This window comes from Cohnella sp. SGD-V74 (genome assembly GCF_003001675.1).
GTDB lineage: Bacteria > Bacillota > Bacilli > Paenibacillales > Paenibacillaceae > Cohnella.
This window is the reverse complement of sequence record NZ_PVYW01000006.1, coordinates 314,514-333,258: the sequence shown is the minus strand read 5'-3', so window position 1 is coordinate 333,258 and position 18,745 is coordinate 314,514. Positions and strand designations below refer to the sequence as shown.

General features: G+C 57.1%; 13 protein-coding genes, 11 tRNA genes and 1 rRNA gene. 20 read left to right on the top strand and 5 right to left on the bottom strand.

Annotated features, from left to right (window positions below):
• Positions 1–110 precede the first annotated feature (110 nt).
• The 11 genes from rrf to B0G52_RS12170 all read left to right on the top strand — a co-directional run bounded on the left by rrf (position 111) and on the right by B0G52_RS12170 (position 5,026).
• Positions 111–227, top strand: a 5S ribosomal RNA gene (gene rrf / locus B0G52_RS12220).
• A gap of 43 nt (positions 228–270) precedes the next feature.
• Positions 271–346 (top strand) — tRNA-Thr (locus B0G52_RS12215).
• A gap of 16 nt (positions 347–362) precedes the next feature.
• A tRNA-Glu gene (locus B0G52_RS12210) sits at positions 363–437 on the top strand.
• A gap of 24 nt (positions 438–461) precedes the next feature.
• A tRNA-Val gene (locus B0G52_RS12205) sits at positions 462–537 on the top strand.
• A gap of 14 nt (positions 538–551) precedes the next feature.
• Positions 552–626 (top strand) — tRNA-Gln (locus B0G52_RS12200).
• Positions 627–631: 5 nt separating this feature from the next.
• Positions 632–707 (top strand) — tRNA-Lys (locus B0G52_RS12195).
• 35 nt (positions 708–742) lie between these two features.
• A tRNA-Leu gene (locus B0G52_RS12190) sits at positions 743–825 on the top strand.
• Positions 826–906: 81 nt separating this feature from the next.
• Positions 907–2,541 (top strand): helix-turn-helix domain-containing protein, encoded by a 1,635-nt coding sequence (locus tag B0G52_RS12185; protein ID WP_094044527.1) that lies wholly within the window; start codon positions 907–909, stop codon positions 2,539–2,541.
• Positions 2,542–2,682: 141 nt separating this feature from the next.
• Entirely contained in the window at positions 2,683–3,300 is a 618-nt protein-coding gene (locus B0G52_RS36610) for an ABC transporter substrate-binding protein (protein WP_158223678.1), read from the top strand.
• Positions 3,301–3,318: 18 nt separating this feature from the next.
• Complete coding sequence (locus B0G52_RS36605; RefSeq protein ID WP_094044523.1) at positions 3,319–3,666, top strand: TroA family protein; 348 nt, start codon at positions 3,319–3,321, stop codon at positions 3,664–3,666.
• 121 nt (positions 3,667–3,787) lie between these two features.
• Positions 3,788–5,026 carry a mechanosensitive ion channel family protein gene (locus B0G52_RS12170; protein ID WP_094044521.1) on the top strand — a complete coding sequence of 413 codons (1,239 nt, stop codon included), beginning with the start codon at positions 3,788–3,790 and terminating at the stop codon, positions 5,024–5,026.
• Positions 5,027–5,089: 63 nt separating this feature from the next.
• Here B0G52_RS12170 and B0G52_RS12165 read toward each other — a convergent pair whose 3' ends face one another.
• Together B0G52_RS12165 and B0G52_RS12160 are read right to left on the bottom strand one after the other, a co-directional pair.
• A complete protein-coding gene (locus B0G52_RS12165; RefSeq protein WP_094044519.1) occupies positions 5,090–5,815 on the bottom strand; it encodes a response regulator transcription factor in 726 nt (241 codons plus the stop codon).
• Positions 5,812–7,965, bottom strand: a complete 2,154-nt coding sequence (locus B0G52_RS12160; protein WP_094044517.1) for an ATP-binding protein — start codon at positions 7,963–7,965, stop codon at positions 5,812–5,814. Before B0G52_RS12160 ends, B0G52_RS12165 begins: the two co-directional genes overlap by 4 nt.
• 213 nt (positions 7,966–8,178) lie before the next feature.
• On the opposite strand from B0G52_RS12160, the gene B0G52_RS12155 reads away from it, so the two are divergent.
• The 7 genes from B0G52_RS12155 to B0G52_RS12125 all read left to right on the top strand — a co-directional run bounded on the left by B0G52_RS12155 (position 8,179) and on the right by B0G52_RS12125 (position 13,457).
• Positions 8,179–12,435 (top strand): DUF6273 domain-containing protein, encoded by a 4,257-nt coding sequence (locus B0G52_RS12155; RefSeq protein ID WP_158223677.1) that lies wholly within the window; start codon positions 8,179–8,181, stop codon positions 12,433–12,435.
• 3 nt (positions 12,436–12,438) lie between these two features.
• On the top strand, positions 12,439–12,753 hold the full coding sequence (locus B0G52_RS12150; RefSeq protein ID WP_369827049.1) for an S-layer homology domain-containing protein: 315 nt from the start codon (positions 12,439–12,441) through the stop codon (positions 12,751–12,753).
• A 221-nt stretch (positions 12,754–12,974) separates the two neighbouring features.
• Positions 12,975–13,049: transfer RNA gene (locus B0G52_RS12145), tRNA-Gly, on the top strand.
• Positions 13,050–13,052: 3 nt separating this feature from the next.
• Positions 13,053–13,129: transfer RNA gene (locus B0G52_RS12140), tRNA-Arg, on the top strand.
• Between the two features lie 18 nt (positions 13,130–13,147).
• A tRNA-Pro gene (locus B0G52_RS12135) sits at positions 13,148–13,224 on the top strand.
• Between the two features lie 12 nt (positions 13,225–13,236).
• Positions 13,237–13,310, top strand: a tRNA-Gly gene (locus tag B0G52_RS12130).
• Positions 13,311–13,380: 70 nt separating this feature from the next.
• Positions 13,381–13,457 (top strand) — tRNA-Pro (locus B0G52_RS12125).
• 397 nt (positions 13,458–13,854) lie between these two features.
• Here the strand turns inward: B0G52_RS12125 and B0G52_RS12115 are convergent.
• The 3 genes from B0G52_RS12115 to B0G52_RS12105 all read right to left on the bottom strand — a co-directional run bounded on the left by B0G52_RS12115 (position 13,855) and on the right by B0G52_RS12105 (position 15,333).
• Positions 13,855–14,142 (bottom strand): hypothetical protein, encoded by a 288-nt coding sequence (locus B0G52_RS12115; RefSeq protein ID WP_094044509.1) that lies wholly within the window; start codon positions 14,140–14,142, stop codon positions 13,855–13,857.
• Between the two features lie 94 nt (positions 14,143–14,236).
• Complete coding sequence (locus B0G52_RS12110) at positions 14,237–14,554, bottom strand: zinc-ribbon domain containing protein (RefSeq protein ID WP_233162614.1); 318 nt, start codon at positions 14,552–14,554, stop codon at positions 14,237–14,239.
• Positions 14,555–14,607: 53 nt separating this feature from the next.
• Entirely contained in the window at positions 14,608–15,333 is a 726-nt protein-coding gene (locus B0G52_RS12105) for a type II toxin-antitoxin system prevent-host-death family antitoxin (RefSeq protein ID WP_094044507.1), read from the bottom strand.
• A gap of 258 nt (positions 15,334–15,591) precedes the next feature.
• On the opposite strand from B0G52_RS12105, the gene B0G52_RS12100 reads away from it, so the two are divergent.
• Positions 15,592–16,407 carry an alpha/beta hydrolase gene (locus tag B0G52_RS12100; RefSeq protein WP_094044505.1) on the top strand — a complete coding sequence of 272 codons (816 nt, stop codon included), beginning with the start codon at positions 15,592–15,594 and terminating at the stop codon, positions 16,405–16,407.
• Positions 16,371–18,644: a glycoside hydrolase family 2 protein gene (locus tag B0G52_RS12095; RefSeq protein WP_143762554.1), complete on the top strand. Its 2,274-nt coding sequence runs from the start codon at positions 16,371–16,373 to the stop codon at positions 18,642–18,644. The genes B0G52_RS12100 and B0G52_RS12095 overlap by 37 nt, the downstream gene beginning before the upstream one ends.
• The last annotated feature ends 101 nt before the right edge of the window (positions 18,645–18,745 follow it).

Sequence of the window (18,745 nt, the reverse complement as noted above, 5' to 3'; positions counted from 1 at the left end):
GGGCTTATCCTAACGAATGACACGACAAAGCAAGACACTTCACCTTCTTCTTCGCACCACTTGGTTCGCATCCAGTTTTCAAGGCGTAAGCCTTGTTACAAATGATCTGGTCTGGTGATGACGGCGGAGGGGTTCCACGCGTACCCATCCCGAACACGACCGTTAAGCCCTCCAGCGCCGATGGTACTTGGACCGCAGGGTCCTGGGAGAGTAGGACGTCGCCAGGCCGGAGCAATTTGTTCTCTATCGCTGTGTATAAGTAAGGACCATGCTCTCATAGCTCAGTAGGTAGAGTGCATCCATGGTAAGGATGAGGTCACCGGTTCGATCCCGGTTGAGAGCTCCATTTCCCTACTATCCATGGCCCCTTGGTCAAGTGGTTAAGACACCTCCCTTTCACGGAGGTAACAGGGGTTCGAATCCCCTAGGGGTCACCATTTTTTTCATACCGCAAGCGTCGTGGAGGCTTAGCTCAGCTGGGAGAGCATCTGCCTTACAAGCAGAGGGTCGGGGGTTCGATCCCCTCAGCCTCCACCATATTTTCCTTCCGTTGGGGATTAGCCAAGCGGTAAGGCAACGGACTTTGACTCCGTCACTCCTAGGTTCGAATCCTAGATCCCCAGCCATTCTCGAGCCATTAGCTCAGTTGGTAGAGCACCTGACTTTTAATCAGGGTGTCGAAGGTTCGAGTCCTTCATGGCTCACCATTCTTTCCGACACCGGGTAGAATGCAAGCGAATGCGCGCGTATGGCGGAATTGGCAGACGCACCAGACTTAGGATCTGGCGGGAAACCGTGGGGGTTCAAGTCCCTCTACGCGCACCATATGCATAAAATGACGACCTTTGAATCTCGACGGATTCAGAGGTTTTTTAATATTTACGCTAACGATAAGCGGGTGAGATCATGGCAGTGATGACGTTATTGCATCGTTGTTTGTACCAACTCGTTCAAATCCGGTTCATTGCATGCAGAGACGGCGACGAGGTCGGAGACGAAAACGGGGAGAGCCACGTGCTGCTGATCGCAGCGGAGGGAAGCGCGGAAATTCGAATCGGCGACAACGCGCTGCTCTTGAATGCGGGCGACATATACTGTGCAGCTCCCAGACAAGTTCTGTCCATCCGTAATGTGCCGGAGCATACGCCCGTTCGCGCCTATCGACTGGACTTCGAACGGTTCGGTCTTATGGAGCAATCTTCGGCCCATCGTCTGTTCCGCAAACCGGGTTTTCATCTGAACAGCGGCAAGCTTCATACGGACGAGCCTCATCGGGTACTGGCTCTGGCCGAAGAGCTGGCTGTCCGAAGCTTCGAGGACCCGAGGCGGACGGAAAGCCGCTTCAGGCAGCTTCTGGAGGCGCTGTTCGAGCCGGGCTTGCCCGCTGAGGAGCGGCCCCCTTCGAAAGTTCGGCAAGCCGTCGATTATATGCGCGAGCATTATAGCGACAAAATTACCAGGGACTCGATGGCCGACATGCTGAGGCTGAATCCCGAATATTTCTCGGTCCTGTTCAAGAAGGAGACCGGGGCCGGGTTCTCGGAATTTCTAAATCGGCTGAGGATCGAGAAAGCCAAGGAGCTGCTTTTTCTAGGCCGGCGAGGCGTTCACGATACGGCGATAGAGGTGGGCTACGCCGACGGCTTTTATTTCAGCCGCAAGTTCAAGGAGCTTACCGGGGAAACGCCCACCGCGTTCATCGGAAGAGAGAAAAGAATCGTCGCGCTTCAGCATGTAGGGCATCTGCTGGCTCTAGGCGTTCATCCGGTCGGGGCGGCGCCGACTTATTTGTCAAAATGGGGCGTTGCGGACGAATGGCTGGCGGACGTTGCGGAGATCGGCGAGCTTCATCCTGCGGAGGACATAGCCGCGTTGCAGCCGGATCTGGTCATTGCCCATCATCTGATCGGCGAGGAACATCTTGAGCGGCTATCGTCAGCGGCGAGAACCGTTGTCGTTCCGTACAACAAGCGCGGTCCGTTCGAGCTGTTTGCTTACTTTGCCGAGCTGCTCGGCAAGCAGGAGGAGGCCGCGGCATTCCTGGCCAGATACGAGCGCAAGGCGGAGCAGGCCCGACAGCGACTTGCCGGGGTGATCCGCGAAGAAGAGACGGTGGCCTATTACGAGATCTGGCAGGACCGAATTTGGCTGATGAGCGAAGCGAACGGCCGCGGAGTGGCGAATCTATACCGCGGGCTGCGATTGAGGCCGCCTGAAGCTCTGCAGCGGGAAGTGCTGGGGCCAGGCGTTCCTCTTAGCATTAAGCTTGAGGAGCTTCCGCGCTACGCAGCCGATCGAATGTTGGTCGGCGTATATCGGAGCGACAAGGAGAACGCCAACGATTCCGGCTGGTTGGGACGTTTGCTGCAAAGCCGCGAGTGGCAAGATATTCCGGCAGTCAGCGAGGGGCGGGTCAGCTTTGTCGACTTGACCGTATTTGCTCCTAGCGATATGCTGTCTCTTTATTATCAGTTGGACGTACAGGCAGACTATTTGTTGGGGGAATCAAATAAAAGTACACAGCAAAAACCTATTTTCTGAAATGGACGCAGTTGAGGTGCGATGTTATCATCATTATCGATAATGATTATCATTATCGATAAGTGAAAAATCATCCGCAGACAGGGGACATTGCACATGAAGGCGAGCCATTTTGGAACAAAGGGATTATCGATCCTATTATTGATACTAGTACTCGTCGTCGCGGGATGCGGCAATAAGGGCGGGACGGAGCCGTCGCAAGCTTCCGGCAATGCAGGGAACGGGGGCGCTGCTTCGCAGCAGAGTTCGCCTGAGGCTGCATCCGAAGCGTCTGACAGCGCACCGGAGACCAGAGTCTACAAAGCGTTGAACGGAGACATTGAAATTCCTGCCGAGCCTCAGCGCATCGCTTCTCTAGTATTCGTGGGAGAGCTTCTGGCGCTTGGCGTTAAGCCGATCGGCACCGGTCAGGCTTTCATAGAGAAGGGGCTGTTCGTAGAAGAATTGAAAGGAGCCGAGCCGATCGGGGACGAGCCGTCTGTGGAAAAGGTGCTGGAGCTGCAACCCGATCTCATTATCGTACACAATTTCGTGCCGGATGAAATCGTCGAGCAGCTGACGAAAATCGCACCGACAGTCGTCATGCCTTTTAACGACAGAGGGCCGGTGGAACGCCTGCACATGTTCGCGGAGCTTCTCGGGAAGGAGAAGGAAGCGGAGTCGTTCTTACGGAAGTACGAGGAGAGAGCGGCGGAAGCCAAGAGAAGTCTGGAGGGAACGATCAAACCGGGCGAGACGGTGGCGTATTACGAGATCTGAGGCAAAAGCTTCTGGGTAATGAGCGAAGCGAACGGGCGGGGAGTATACAATCTGTACCATTCGCTCGGGCTGGAGGCGCCGGCAAAGGTGAAAACGGACGTTCTCGAGCCGGGCAAGGGCATCGATATCTCGCTTGAGATGCTGCCGGACTATGCGGCCGATCATATGTTCGTCGGCGTGTACGCCGGAGACGGAGGCGATAAGCGGGCGGAGGAGATTTTTGCCGGTTCGTTGTGGCAATCGCTGCCCGCGTTCAAGAACAATCACGTGTACGTAGTCGACATCGATCAGTTTGCCCCGAGCGATATTCATGCGCTGTACAAGCAGCTGGATTTGCAACTGGACATATTGAAAGCGGCGGAATAACGCCAGGGCTTCGAACTCCTCCGAAATAGATGCGCGGCTGCATCTATCCAGGAGGAGTTTTTGGCGTGAGCGCACGGATGCTATAATAGAACAATAACTTTACTGACATAAGGAGAAGTACATGGATTTTATTAAGCAGCTATTGGTCGAACAAGGAGTATCTTCTCAAATTGCGGTGTATCTCGCGAACATGATCGTCATCCTGCTCATCGTGGGGGTAAGCGTGGTGGCGAATTTCGTCACGAAGAAGATCGTATTGCGGGTGATCGCTTCGGTTATTTTGAAAAACCGCTTCACTTGGGATAATGTTTTTCTGGAGCGGAAGGTGTTCCATAGACTTTCCCACATCGTGCCGGCCATCATTATTTATTTCTCTGCGCCGCTTTTTCCGGGGTATCAGACGTTCATTGAGAAGGGCGCAGCCATCTACATTATCGTCGTCAGCATGATGGTTATCGACGCGTTCCTGAACGCGTGCAACGATATCTACAATTCTTACGAGATCTCCAAGGTCAAGCCGATTCGCGGTTACACGCAAGTGATTAAAATATTCGTCTTCATTATCGGAGCCATCGTGATCATCTCGGGATTGATCGGGGAAAGTCCTCTTATTCTGCTGAGCGGCTTGGGGGCTTTGTCCGCCGTTCTTATGCTGATTTTCAAGGATTCGATATTGGGGCTGGTCGCGGGCGTGCAGCTGTCTGCCAACGATATGGTGCGGGTCGGGGATTGGATCGAAATGCCGAAGTATAACGCGGACGGAGACGTCATCGATATTTCTCTGAATACGGTCAAGGTGTTGAACTTCGACAAGACGATCACGACGATTCCCAGCTACGCGCTGATCTCCGACTCGTTCCGCAACTGGCGGGGGATGAGGCAGGCGGGAGGACGCCGCATTAAACGTTCCGTGCACATCGATACGACCAGCATTTGTTTTTGTTCCGGCGAAATGCTCGAGCGCTTCCGGAAAGTCCAATTGCTGACCGACTATATCGAAAGCAGGGAACGGGAGATCGCGGAATACAACGACCGCAATGCCATCGACAAGACGATGGAGATCAACGGCCGGCAGTTAACGAATATCGGCGTTTTTCGCATGTACGTCGAGAGCTACTTGAGGCATCATCCGAAAATCCATCAAAGCTTGACGCTGCTCGTTCGCCAGCTGGCGCCGACGGAGAACGGTCTGCCGCTGGAAGTATACGCGTTCGTGAACGACACGAATTGGAGCGTGTACGAATCGGCGCAATCCGATATTTTCGATCACATCTTCGCGGCCGCTCCGTCTTTCGGTCTTCGCATTTTCCAGAACCCGACGGGTTACGATTTTAGCCAGGCGCTGCGTTCCGACGTGTAAACGACAAACGTACAGAAGCCGCAACTCCCGAATCCGACGATTCGGGGGTTGTTTTATTCACGCTCAGTCTATCGGCCGCTCAACCGTTCTTCTTCTTGCGCCGAATTTGTAGCCGAAACCGCGGATCGTGACGACGTATTCGGGTTTGGCCGCGTCTTTTTCGATTTTTTTGCGAAGATTGTGAATGTGGACCATTACCGTACGCTCGTCGCTAAGCCCGTCGAGGCTCCATATTTTCTCGTAGAGCTGTCTGACGCTGAACACCTGGTTCGGATGCTTGAGCAGCAGAAGAAGAAGCTGAAGCTCTTTGGCCGGAAGGGAGACCGGTTTGCTATCGACGAATACTTCCAGCCGGCCAGTATGGACGCTGAGCCAACCATCGTCCCACGCTTTGCCTGCTTTCTCGCCGCTTTTTCCCCGTCCCGCCTTGTAACGGCGAAGCCCGGCTTGCACCCGCGCAACGAGAACCTCCGGTTCGAAAGGCTTCGTGACGTAGTCGTCCCCTCCGAGCTTTAAGCCGTTAACGATGTCCTGCGGCGTTTTCTTGTTGGTCATGAAAATGATCGGAACGTCGGATTCGCGGCGGATCATCCGGACTAGCTGCAAGCCGTCCATCCCGGGCAGCATGATATCCGAGATCAACAGGTCGTACTCGGCGCGCCGGAACATGTCCAACCCCCGCTCCGCGTCCGGCGCGAGATCGACGAGCAAATCTTCCCTCCGCAAATATAGGGCAACCAGGTCGCAAATGTCCGTATCGTCCTCGATCAGCAAAATTTTTCCGTTCATAAGCTGTCTCCTTCCTCGGCTAACTCGCCGTCTATCTCTGCAGGGCGCACACGGGCGGGCAGAGCGATCCAGAAGTCGCTGCCTTGGCCCGGAGCGCTGATGACCCCGATCTCCCCACGGTGGCGTGTGACGATCTCCCGGCATATGGCGAGTCCGAGCCCGCTGCCGGATTGGCCGAGAGAGCCGGAGAGACCACGATAATGGCGTTGGAAAATGCGAGGCAGCTCCGCCTCGGGAATGCCGATTCCGGAGTCGGCGACATGGATGACGGCCCGTCCGTCCTCCGGTTCGTCGGCGGGGCGGAATTCGACCCATACGCGAACGACGCCTTCTCCGGGAGTGAATTTGATCGCATTGGCAATCAGGTTGGCAAATACGCGTTCGAAACGGTAGGAATCCACGACGACTCGTATTTCAGCGGAGGAAGGAGGCGGCAGCTCCGGCTCTTCCCACAGTACGGCAATTCCCCGGGACGCTCCCTCGGGCTCGTACTTGCGGGTCAACTGTCGGAGGAAGGGCAGCAGCGGCACTTCCTGAAACTGAAATTCAAGCTCTCCGGTCTGCAACCGGCTGAGTTCGAAGACGTTGTCGATCAGCTTTTCCAGCAACAGGCTTCGTTCGTAGATTCGTTTCGCGTAGCGGGGAGCTTCCTCCGAAATGACGGAGGTCATGATCGCTTTCGAGAAGCCTTTGATCGAGGTCAGCGGAGTCGTCAGGTCGTGATGGGCGTCGGCCAGCAGCGTGCTGCGCACGTTTTCGATCCGAGTCAGTTCCCGGTTCCCTTGCTCGAGCTTGCGATTCAATTCCTGCAGGGAGGCGGTTCGGCTTCTGATCGTTTCTTCCTGGGATGCAATGACCTTGGCCAATTCGTTCGTCAGCATCTCCGACCTGGTCAGCGCCTTGCTAAACACCGAGGAGAGATTGAGCAGCTGGGTCAGCAGGAAAAACAGCAATCCGTAAGAGACGAGTCCTCCGAACGAAACGAAGCCGGTATAGTATAAAATCTCATGGATGACGGAGGCGAAGAAAACGGCAAAGCCGGCGGCGTTGACGCGGGCTCCCGTCCTCCGACGCACCGCGGCGCGAATGTAGCTGTATAACACGTAAAGGTAGACGGGGAGGAGCAGCGCTAAAATGTACGGAACGAGATACTGCGTATACGTCTTCGCAGGAGCGGCAAGCACGAATGCGCCGAAGCCCGCGAGAGCGGCGCCGAATACGGGAACCGCAAACCGGACGGCTTCGCGAGGGTACTGCCTGCCGACGAATACGGCCATGCAGAACAGGGTGACGATCTCCGAAAGGTATTCCAGCTTCACTCCCCACTCCCAGCTCAGCCCCGGAAGTATAACGTAGGCGAACGAAGGTCCGAGCAGCGATGAACGGATGCAGACGGCCAGACAGATCAGACCGAACCAGATGACGGAGATCTGCCGATTGCGGAACAAATAGAGAAACCCCGAATAGACCGCCATAAGCAGCAGACTGCCCGCGATCAACGCCCATAACAGGACTTCGTTTCTATGCAGCGCTGCGATTTTCTCCGCATCCCCCATCTCGATGCTCTCCCAGATTCCTCCCGTTCTCTGCACGAAGTTGGAAACCTGCACGACGATCTCGTTGCTGCCCGGACGAGGCTGAAAATAGCCGGCTTTCGGATAGTTTCTCGGAACCATCGTCTTGGCGTCCATGCCGACCGTCCCGTTGTCCATCGCGCGTACGCCGTTGATCCAGATGCGGTAGGCCGTAGCCACATTGCGCACGTACAGGCCGAGCGGATGGGCTGCGGAAGCTTCGGACAGCGTGAAGGTCAGGCGGTAGGTCGCGTATCCTTCGTTGGACAGGGGGCGTCCGTCGATCGAATACGACTGCCACTGAGCGGGGATGGAGACGGTTATAGGGGCATCCGTGAGGCTTTCGTTCAGCCGTTGCGGATCAAGCAGACGATTCCAATAGAACTCCCACGGTCCCTCCAGGATAACGGCGCCATCCTGTCGCGGGCTCCACCGGTTCAGGTCGAGAATGCCGTCCTTCGCATCGCTGACGGAAGTAGAAACGGCCAGGGCGGCAGGTTGAACTCCGAACCAAACGAATAACGCCGTCAGCAGAGAAGCGGCGATTGTGATCGTTCTCGCGCAACTAGGGTTCATTAGGGACGACTCTCCGATCGGCTTGAAGAGGTGGATGTCGAATAAGGCCGTAAAGCCTCGGACTTAAACGAAACTTAAACTTGATTCTTTATTCTGGAGGATAGGACGAGCTAGTCGTATTATCCATAAATGCGAGGCGGAATTCAAGCGGAATTTGGGGATTCCGGGCGGCTTGTGCGGGAGATTCATAGAACGGGAGACGGAGGATTGGCGATGCAGGCATTAAAGCGAAAGTGGGCGGTTATTGTCGGATTCGGCGCGTTGTTTTTACTGCTGGGGGTGCCGTTTTCGAATTCGGAGGTTCGGGCGCAGCCGCAGACGCGCATTGCGGACTTGCCCGCAGGGGCGGTCGTGACAGATACGAGAGGATTTACGGAGCCGTGGATCGTGCTGTCGCACGATCATTTCGGAGCGGACCGTACGCTGCTGGTGCTCAAGGGGGTGCATCCGGGAGGCAACCGGCCTTACTATTCCAGCTATGCGTCCGGATCGTCGAAGTGGGAAAACTCGGACATCCGCACCTGGCTGAGAGGCGATTTCTATAACGGCTTGTCCGAGCGTTTTCGGACGGCGCTGCGGGAGACGACGACGAAGACGTACGGCCAGACGCTGGCCGACGAGACGGTATTCCTGCTGTCGGCAGCCGAATGGGGCTATACGGACACGTACGACATGTACCGCGATCACGGGACTCAGGTAGCCGGAGCGGGAAGCTACAGAGCGCTGAACCTGAACTATTGGACCCGTTCGCCGAGCTACGACAACAGTCCGAGCTTGTTTATGATCAAGCCGAACGGGGTTATCCAGTACAGCTATTATTCAGGGCAGGCATACGGAGTCAGGCCGAGCGTCAACCTGGCCGGGGATACGCCGGTATATGGGCCATACGGCACAGGCGGAAACCAGTTCTACACACTGTTCAGCGCCGACCCTGCGGCGGTGCTGGCAAGAATCCAGAGCTACGCCTCGGGGGGGAATGCCGGCGAGCTGACGGTCGAGGAGCTTGAAGTGTTGGACGCGAGGTCGGTGTATGCCGTGAACCTCGCAGCTTATAGAGCCGCGATAGAAGGGGCGGGGACGATTGCTTCGGCGGCGCAGGTGCAGACGATCGTAGCGGACGTTAACGGCGCTCAGCAGGCGGTATGGCTCGCTGTCATCGGAGCTTACGCTGCGGCAGGAGATGCCGAAGCTCTGACTATCGAAGAGCTGAAGGCCGCAGGGGCGGCGAATGTGGAGGCGGAGCAGCTTCTCCGGTACCGTGCGGCTGTAGCCGGCGCCGGTACGATTGCCGATGCGGCCGCGCTGCAGGCGTTGATCGACGAGGCTAACGGGCAGGCTCTGAGGGAGCTGTTTGCGCGGATTCAGCAGTATGCGGTCTCGGGAAATGCCGAAGCTCTGACGATCGAGGAGCTGACTAAGGTCGGCGCAGCGAAAACCGAAGCCGCCAACCTGAATGTCTATAAAGCGGCGATCGTCGAAGCGGGAACGATTGCGGACTTGGCCGAGCTGCAGAGGACGATCGATCGTTCGAACGCGCTGACGAAAATCCGGGGTTACGCCAAGACGGGCAACGCCAGGCCGCTGACCGTCGCCGAGCTGGAAGACGCCGGCGCGGTCGGCGCGGTTGCGTCCAACCTTAAAGCTTACGGCTGGGCGATCGTCCGGGCTGGAGAGGTCGGCTCCCCCGGGGAGCTGCAGCAGATGATCGATCGGGCCAACGAAGAGCAGAGCCGAGCCGCGAGGCTGATTCCAGAGCCGATATCGGCTCTTCCCCCGGGGACGGTCGTGAAGGAGACGAAAGGATTCGCGAAGCCATGGATCGTGATGGCGCACGGTCATTTCGGAGCCGATCTTACGCTGCTGACGCTAAATGGCGTTCATCCGATCGGCAACCGCTCTTACTACGACAGCTTTGATTACGACTCGTCCGAATGGGGAAATTCGCATATCCGAACGTGGCTGAGAAACGACTTCTATAACGGCTTGTCGGAGCGATTCCGCACGGCGGTGGAGCCGACGACGACGCTGACGTATGGAAAAACGCTGACGGACGAGACCGCATTCCTGCTGTCCGCGGCAGAGTGGGGGTATACGAGTACGTACAATATGTATCGCAACCATGGTACGGTTGTCGCCGGAGCGGAAAGCTTCAGGACGATCGACGCGGACTACTGGACGCGCTCGCCCGGATACGACAACAGTCCAAGTCTGTTCTACGTCAAAAAGGACGGAACGATCTCGATTCGCCATTACGAGTTCACGGCGATGGGAGTGAGGCCAAGCGTCAATATCGGATCGGCGGGGGAAGTTTACGGTCCGTATTACGATGAGAACGGGGAAGAATTCTATACGCTGTTCGCCGCGGAGCCGGCGGTGGCGCTGGCCCTCGTCGCGGATTATGCCGTGAGGGGCGACGCTGACGAGCTGACGTTGCCGGTACTGGTTGCCGCCGGCATCGAAGAGGCCGTGGCGGCTTGTCTGGAGGGGTACAAGGAAGCGATCGCTCGATCCGGGGGGATCGCGGACCTGGCCGCGCTTCAGCAACTCGTCGACGCCGTCAATGCGGAGCGTTCCTCTGTTAAGACGATAGACGGCTTCCGATTTGACGGCCTGACGCCTCCGGCGATCGGGATCATCGACGAAGCGGCCAAGACGATCGAGGCGTCGGTTCCTTACGGAACGGATATAAGTGCGCTGGCGCCGACGATTGCGTATAACGGAGCGGCCTTAACGCCCGCGTCGGGGGAGGCGCGCGATTTTTCCGGACCGGTGACGTACACGGTGACGGCGACGGACGGATCGGAGCAAAGCTATACGGCGACCGTTACGGTACGGCCGGTGGATTCGGCGGATGCGCCCGTTCTGCTGACCGCGGAAGCGGACAACGGGCAAGTCAGCCTGTCGTGGTCGCCCGCGATCGGAGCGACCGACTACAAAATCTATTGGCGCGCGGGTACCGACTCGTACCTCGCGCCGGCCGTTACCGTATCGGGGGCTGTATACGGATATACGGCAACAGGACTGGCGAACGGAACAACCTACCGCTTCGCCGTACGGGCATCGTATGCAGGCGTGGACAGCGAGCTGTCCAACGAGCTTGCAGCCGTTCCGAGAACGGTTCCCGACGCGCCGACCGGCGTTGTCGCAACGGCCGGCGACGGACAGGCTGAAGTCCGGTTCGAGGCGCCGGGCAGCGACGGAGGAAGCCCGATTGTCCGGTACGAGGTCGCCGATGCGACGGGGCGGATTGTCGCCGCTGGAGCGGGAAGTCCGATCGTCGTGCAGGGGTTAACGAACGGAACGGCGTATGCCTTCTCCGTCCGTGCCGTTAACTCTGCCGGTACAGGCTTATCGTCGGCGCTGTCCAACGAGGTTATCCCGATAGCGCCGACCGGCGGTGGCGGCAGCCCGGGCACGGGAGGCGGAGAGAGCGGCGGCAACGGGGGCGACGAAGGTAGTGGCGGCAACGGTGGCAGCGGAGACAACGGAGGAGGAGCGCCTTCTGCTGAGCCGAAGCCGTCAGCCGATGCGACGGAGAACGCCGGTTCGGATGTGAAGGTCTGGGTGAATGGCCTGTCGACAAGCCCGGGAACTGTCGTTAAGGAGCAGCGGGGAGGTCGGCCAGTTACCGTCTATATTGCCGATTCCGTGAAGCTGGAGCGGGTGCTCGCCTCGGCCGAAGGGGCGGGCGTGAGAATCCAAGTCGCGGATCGCGGATCGAACAGGCTTATCGTGGAATTGGATGAGCCGTCGCTGCAAATCCTGAAGAAGAAGCAAGCCACCTTCGAAGTGGAGATCGGACAGGCTGTCTACATTCTTCCGATTGATGCGATTGATCTAAACGGGATCATCCGTCAGGCGGACGGAGGAACGGAGCCGGGGAATCTCCTTATACAGATTGAGGTATCGTTGCCGTCCGCGGCTGACGTGAAGAAGCTGGAGACGGCGGCTGCCGAAGGCAGGTTCGAACTGCTCGCGTCACCGGTCGAATTTGCGGTTCGAGTCGTTTCCGGCGGAGCCGCACATCAGGTGTCCAAGTTCAACTTTTATGTAGAGAGGCTGATTGAGATTCCCGAAGGCGGTGATGAGAACGCCCTGACGACGGGCATCGCCATGGACGAGGACGGAAGCGTACGGCACGTACCGACGAAGCAGATTGATGCAGGAGGCAAGCGTTACGCGAAAATTAGCAGTGTAACCAACAGCCTGTACGCGATCGTATCGCATTCGGTCAAGTTCTCGGACACGGCGGGACATTGGGGAGAAGCCGAAATGAACGAAATGGGCTCCAGAATGGTCGTCAACGGCTCCGGAGGCTTGTTCAGTCCGGACAGGCAGGTTACCCGCGCCGAATTCGCGGCGATGCTCGTTCGCGGTCTGGGCCTTCGGCCGGAGGAAGGAACGGAGCCGTTCTCGGACATCAAGGAAACAAGCTGGTACGCGGGCGCGGTAAATACCGCACACGCGTAAGGCATCATCGGAGGTTTCGAGGACGGCACCTTCCGGCCCCACGAGCGAATGACCCGCGAACAGGCGATGGTCATGATCGCAAGAGCGATGTCGTTAACCGGACTGAAAGCCGCGCAGACGGACGGAGCGGATGCGAGCGTTGCGTTCACGGATGCCGAGGAGGTATCCGGTTATGCCCGCAGCGGCGTTGCCGCCGCGATCCGGGCCGGCGTCGTAACCGGAAAGAGCGGAGGACGGCTTGAGCCGAAGGCGTTCGTTACGAGAGCCGAGGTTGCCGCGATCGTTAAGCGGCTTCTGGAGAAGTCCAACCTTATATAAACGTTGTTGAGACGGGAACCAGGTGGCGGATAAAAGCGCCGTCAACCGGTTCTCGTCTCAGCTTCGGAAAGCCCGCGAGGCGGGCGGAAAACGGACGTAATCAAAAAAACTAAAAAAAGTTTGCAAAAGGGCTTGCAAATGATTTGGGTATTTGTTATATTATTTCTTGTCGCCTCAAGCACTTCGGACTGAACGAATGAGCGGCAAAAAACACCGAATATGCGGAAATAGCTCAGTGGTAGAGCATCTCGTTGCCAACGAGAAGGTCGCGGGTTCGAATCCCGTTTTCCGCTCCATATGCGCCCTTAGCTCAGCTGGATAGAGCATTTGACTACGAATCAAAAGGCCGGGAGTTCGAATCTCTCAGGGCGCGCCAGATTTATTCAAAACTTGTCGGGACGTAGCTCAGCTTGGTAGAGCACCTGGTTTGGGACCAGGGGGTCGCATGTTCGAATCGTGTCGTCCCGACCATTCAAGTTTTGCGCGGGTGTAGTTCAATGGTAGAACTTCAGCCTTCCAAGCTGATAGCGTGGGTTCGATTCCCATCACCCGCTCCATTCATTTAATTGGGAAGTTGAATAAGCGAGAGACAGAGCCTTCGGGCTTTTTTTTGAACTTCATAATCATCGGGACGTAGCTCAGCTTGGTAGAGCGCTTGGTTCGGGTCCAAGAGGTCGCATGTTCAAATCGTGTCGTCCCGACCATCCTAACAATCGATCGTGGCCTAATGGCCGCGATTTTTTTTGTCTTTTCAAGCGGAGAGATTGACCGTCGCCCGCAGGATAGCTTGCATCGTCACATTCGTGGACATTGGGGATCAATTCATCCCTGGAGCTTTAATCCCCTTTACAATGATTTCATCTGACACACTAAGGTAAACGTAATACACCTTGTAGCCTAAAACAAGTATACGCCGCGTATTCGCCCAAGGGCCTCGTTTGAACTCATGAAATCCAGCCATTGGCGTAATCGTGGAAAGTCGAGCGTGGATAGTTTCGATTAGTTTAATCTGAAAACGGGTGGTTTCTTGGGAGGTAAAATGAATACTTCGTATTTGGGCAATCCGATTTAATACATTTTGGGTGAACTTAACCTTACGCATTATTTGGAGCGGAACTCCTTTATAAACCGAAGTGCTTCGTCGGTTGAATATACTCTTCCAGCTTTGATGTCTTCATCAGACTCCAGCAACATCTGTTGTAATTCCGGGTCGGACTCGATTTCGGAGATAATATCGTCTATTTCCGTATAGTCAGCCTTATTATTCAGCACGGTCAATTTCACTTCTGTACCGAATACATCAGCAATGACTTCGTCTTGATCGTGGAGCACGTTCCAAAGCATTTCTTGCGTTTGACTATCCAAAGTTACCTTTTTCATCTCGGCCATTCCAGTCAACTCCTTTAAAAGAATTATACTCTACAAGCGATTCTATGGATACTGAAGAGATGCATGGAAGCTATCCTAATAACAGATCGCGGCTTCATTCCCACAACCAGGCCTCACGTTGCTTCTGGCGCTCCTCCCGGCATGATTCGCACCGCTTCGGCGGATTCCACCCGCGCATACGGAACCTGTCCTGTTCCTCGACGGTCCACTCGAATCGTTTGCCGCACTCCCAGCACTTCAGACGCTCGCTGCCGCGCGGCTCGATGATAGGCTCTCCAGGCGTGTAATAGAATGACCTGTGAGCGCCTTCCAGCATCAATGGCTCGGTATGCCCTTGTTCCAGATGGTCAATCACTTTCCCGATCGCTTCCCGTACCTTCCGATAGTCTAGCGGCGCCCATTGCTGCAGCAAATGAAAATGCTCCTTTTCTTGGTGGTATCGACGATGCCGCACTTCCTTACGAACTAAGAAAGCGATATGAAGATCTCCTGCAAGTCCACTTGCAGTCCCGGGAAGCAATAAGATTTCGCCGTATCCCGCGCACTCTTGGAGAAGGCTCTGCTATCCTTAATGTCGAGTTCGTCGAATGAGTAGATGAGAACCTGGTCCTGGACGGGGTCGACGATCCAGTATTCCTTCACCCCGCATTGCTTGTACAACTCCAGCTTCTTGAGCATGTCTTTGCTTCGCGTGGAAGGAGATAACACTTCGACGACAAGTGCGGGGGTCCCAATGTATCTACCCTGTTCATTGACGTTTTCTCTGTCACAGATTACCGCAATGTCCGGTTGGACGACGCAAATGTTATTCTCTGCCTTGAAGAAGGTCACATCGAACGGGGAAGTGAGCGGTGTGCATGATTTTCCCCGAAACCAGTTGTAGAACGCACCGTGCAGTTCATGTATGGCGTGTTGATGTTTGTAGGAGGGGGAGGTCAAGAAATAGATCACGCCGTCAATCAGTTCGAAGCGCTGCTCGGACTTCTCAGTCAATTCACGAAATTCCTCGTAGGTGACCCAGCCGTCGCTCGTTTTGTATTCCGCAGCTTCTTCCGCCACATGCGACGGAAGACAAGGCACGATTTTGGCAACTGCCTTCCCTTTTCGAGTCACAATGATTTCCTCATTCGCTTCCGCAAATTTCACATATTTACCGAAGTTATTCTGAACCTCCGTCGAAGGGACTTTCATGGCGCTCACTCCTCATAGCTATTATAGGTGTAATTATAACTATTAAATAGCTAATTCGCCAAACACTTTTCTTGTTTTAGCTATCTGTAAATTCATGCGACTTTTTTAGGTTTATCGTTTCTTATCAGTCGTTTCCTGCGATTTTATTGAAAATGGAATCGGGCCGCCCTACGATAGGTTCGTATAACGAACGGAGAATTTTGCCGAAGCTTCGCCTTCGGCAACGACAAATGAGCAGCCTTTAGGAGGAAGAGGCATATGGCGCTGATTCAATGCGGCTTTTATTCGGAGATTTTGAGCTTGTCCGTCTCCATGAACGTCATTATCCCGCAAGCGCTCGCGATGAACGCCCAGGGTGCGAGCCGGGAGAACGGAGGGAGCAGACTGCCCGTGCTTTATCTGCTGCACGGCTTGTCCGACGATCATTCGACGTGGCTGAGGCGCACGTCGATCGAACGCTATGCGGACGAACGCGGAGTGGCCGTCGTCATGCCCGAAGTGCACCGCAGCTTCTATTCCGACCTGGGCAAGCACCGCAGGTACTGGACGTTCGTCAGCGAGGAGCTGCCCTCCATTGCGGAGTCGCTATTTCCCGTTGCGCGGAACCGGAACGGAAGATTCGTCGCAGGCTTGTCGATGGGAGGCTACGGAGCGTTTAAGCTGGCGCTGCGGCTGCCCGGGCGTTACGCCGCTGCGGCCAGCTTGTCGGGAGCGCTCGATTTTGCGGGCATCGGCGCTTTCATGGGGGACGAAGCGCTTGAACTGTTCGGGGACCGTCCCGCGGCTGGATCGGACAACGATCTGTTCGCTTTGGCGGAGCGGCTTGCGGCCGGCGTTGGCGCGACAGCGGCGGCAGCCGCTGAGGACAAGGCTTGCCCGGCGCTGTATCAGTGCTGCGGCACGGAGGATTTCCTGTACGGCGATAATCGGCGTTTTCGGGACCATGCCCGCCGTCTGGGGCTGCCGCTGACCTACGAGGAAGGGCCGGGAGCACATACCTGGGAGTATTGGGATTCGCATATCCGGAGAGTGCTGGATTGGCTGCCGCTGGGGCCGCAAGAGGGAGAAGGCTGATGGAGCGGGAGAGATTCGGGCTGGAGTGGACGGTCGGACATTCCGGCAGCCCCGACGAGGAGCCGGCCTTTCGCGTGCCGGCGAAGGTGCCGGGAGCGGTGCAGCTCGATTGGGCTGCCGCCGAAGGTTGGCCTCCCTTCTACGAAGGGACGAATTACAAGGATTACGAGTGGATGGAGGACCGATTCTGGAGCTGCCGGGCGGTTCTCGACGCTCCGGCTCTCTCCGGAGATCAGCGGTTGTTTTTCGTCTGTATGGGCGTGGACTACCGGTTCGAGGTGCGTCTGGACGGCGTCAAGCTGCATGAACAGGAAGGGATGTTCACTTCCTTCGAGCTGGATTTGACAGACAGGCTGGCTCCCGGAGCGAAGCTGGACATCGTCGTGTTCCCTGCGCCGAGAAGGCCGGGAGCCGAGCGGGGGCGCGCCGAAGCGGCCCAAAGCTGCAAGCCGGCGGTCGGTTACGGCTGGGATTGGCATCCCAGGCTGATTCCGCTCGGAATATGGGACGAAGCGTTCCTGGAGGTCCGGCCGGCCCTCCATATCCGCTGGGCGGAAACGGTATGCCGCCTCCCTGTCCCGCAAGAGGGGCGCCCGCTTCAGGCGGACGTTTGTCTCCGCGCCGTTCTGTCGCAGCCGGGAGGCTTGCTGAGGTGGCTCGTGCGAGATCCGGCCGGCAATCTGGTCGCCGAGCGGACGCTGCGAGCGGAGACCGGCGATGTCGAGCTGAGGCTTGCGCTGGACAATCCCGCGCTGTGGTGGCCTAATGGGCACGGGGAGCCGGCGCTGTATACGTCCGAAGCGCTGCTGCTGGGCGAAGACGGTCAGGCGCTTGATCGGTCGGTCAGCCGGTTCGGAGCGCGCAGCGTGCGTCTCGTCATGCACGAAGGAGCTTGGAACGAGCCGTCGAGCTTCCCGAAAAGCCGGAGCAATCCTCCGATCACGCTGGAAATCAACGGACGCAGACTGTTCGCCAAAGGGACGAACTGGGTTCCCCCGGACATTTTCCCCGGAACGCTGGACAAGGGCCGCTACGAGGAACTGCTGGAGATGGCAAGGGATGCCCATATGAACCTGATTCGGTCATGGGGCGGAGGCATCGTGAACAAGGAAGTCTTCTTTGATCTGTGCGACGAAAAAGGGCTGCTGGTCTGGCAGGAGTTTCCCTTGGCCTGCAATGATTACGAAGCAGCTCCCGACTATATGAACGTGCTAGACCGGGAGTCCCGGTCGATTATCGAGCGGCTTCGTTCGCATGCCTGCCTTGCCCTCTGGTGCGGCGGAAACGAGCTGTTCAACGGCTGGTCCGGCATGACCGATCAGTCGCCCGCCCTCCGGCTGCTGAACCGCAATTGCTTCGATCTGGACCCCGAAACGCCCTTTCTGCCGACATCGCCGGTTACCGGAATGGGGCACGGGCATTACGTGTTTCGCGACGTTTCCACGGGAGAAGAGGTGTTCCAGCTCATGCCCGCGGCTTCGTGCACCGCGTATACGGAGTTTGGGATTCCGTCTCCCGCGGGCGTCGAGCAGTTAACGACATTCCTTCCTGCGGAGGAATTGTATCCTCCCCGCCGGGGCGGAGCGTGGGAGGCGCATCATGCCTTCGGCGCCTGGGAGGAGGATACGTGGCTGTGCGAGGGGTTGATCGAGCATTATTTCGGTCCGCACCGCACCCTGGAGGAGCTGGTCGAAAGAGGACAGCTGCTGCAATGCGAAGGCTATAAATGCGTCTACGAGGAAGCGCGCCGCCAGAAGCCGAAATGCTCCATGGCGCTCAATTGGTGCTTCAACGAAGCGTGGCCGGCCGCCGCGAACAACAGTCTCGTCTGCTGGCCGGCGGTCCCAAAGCCGGCGCTGGCCGCCGTGAAACAATCCTGCCGTCCCGTGCTCGCCAGCGCCCGGATTCCCAAGTTTTCCTGGCGGGAGGGCGAATGGTTCGAGCCGCAGCTATGGATGCTTAGCGATTCCCCGGAGCCGGTGCCCGCGGTCCGTCTGACGGCGTATCTGGTAATTGGGGGAAGGCGGCATGCGCTGCTGGACTGGACCTGCCCGGAGCTGGAGGCGAACGGCAATGCGCCGGGACCGACGATTCGCTTCCGACTGCCGTTCGCCGACACAGGCGGACGGATGAGGCTGGTACTGGAGGCGGAAGGACATTCCGAATGGAACTCGTCCTACACGCTGCTGCTGAAGCCGGGGGAAGACGGACCGCGTCGCCAAGGACTGAATCTGTAGCCTAGGCGCGGCGGATTCCAATCGCCCAATATAGTGCGATAAGCTTGACAGGTTTCCATATCGGACTGCGGAAACGCCTTGCTATAATGGGGCCAGGCAAC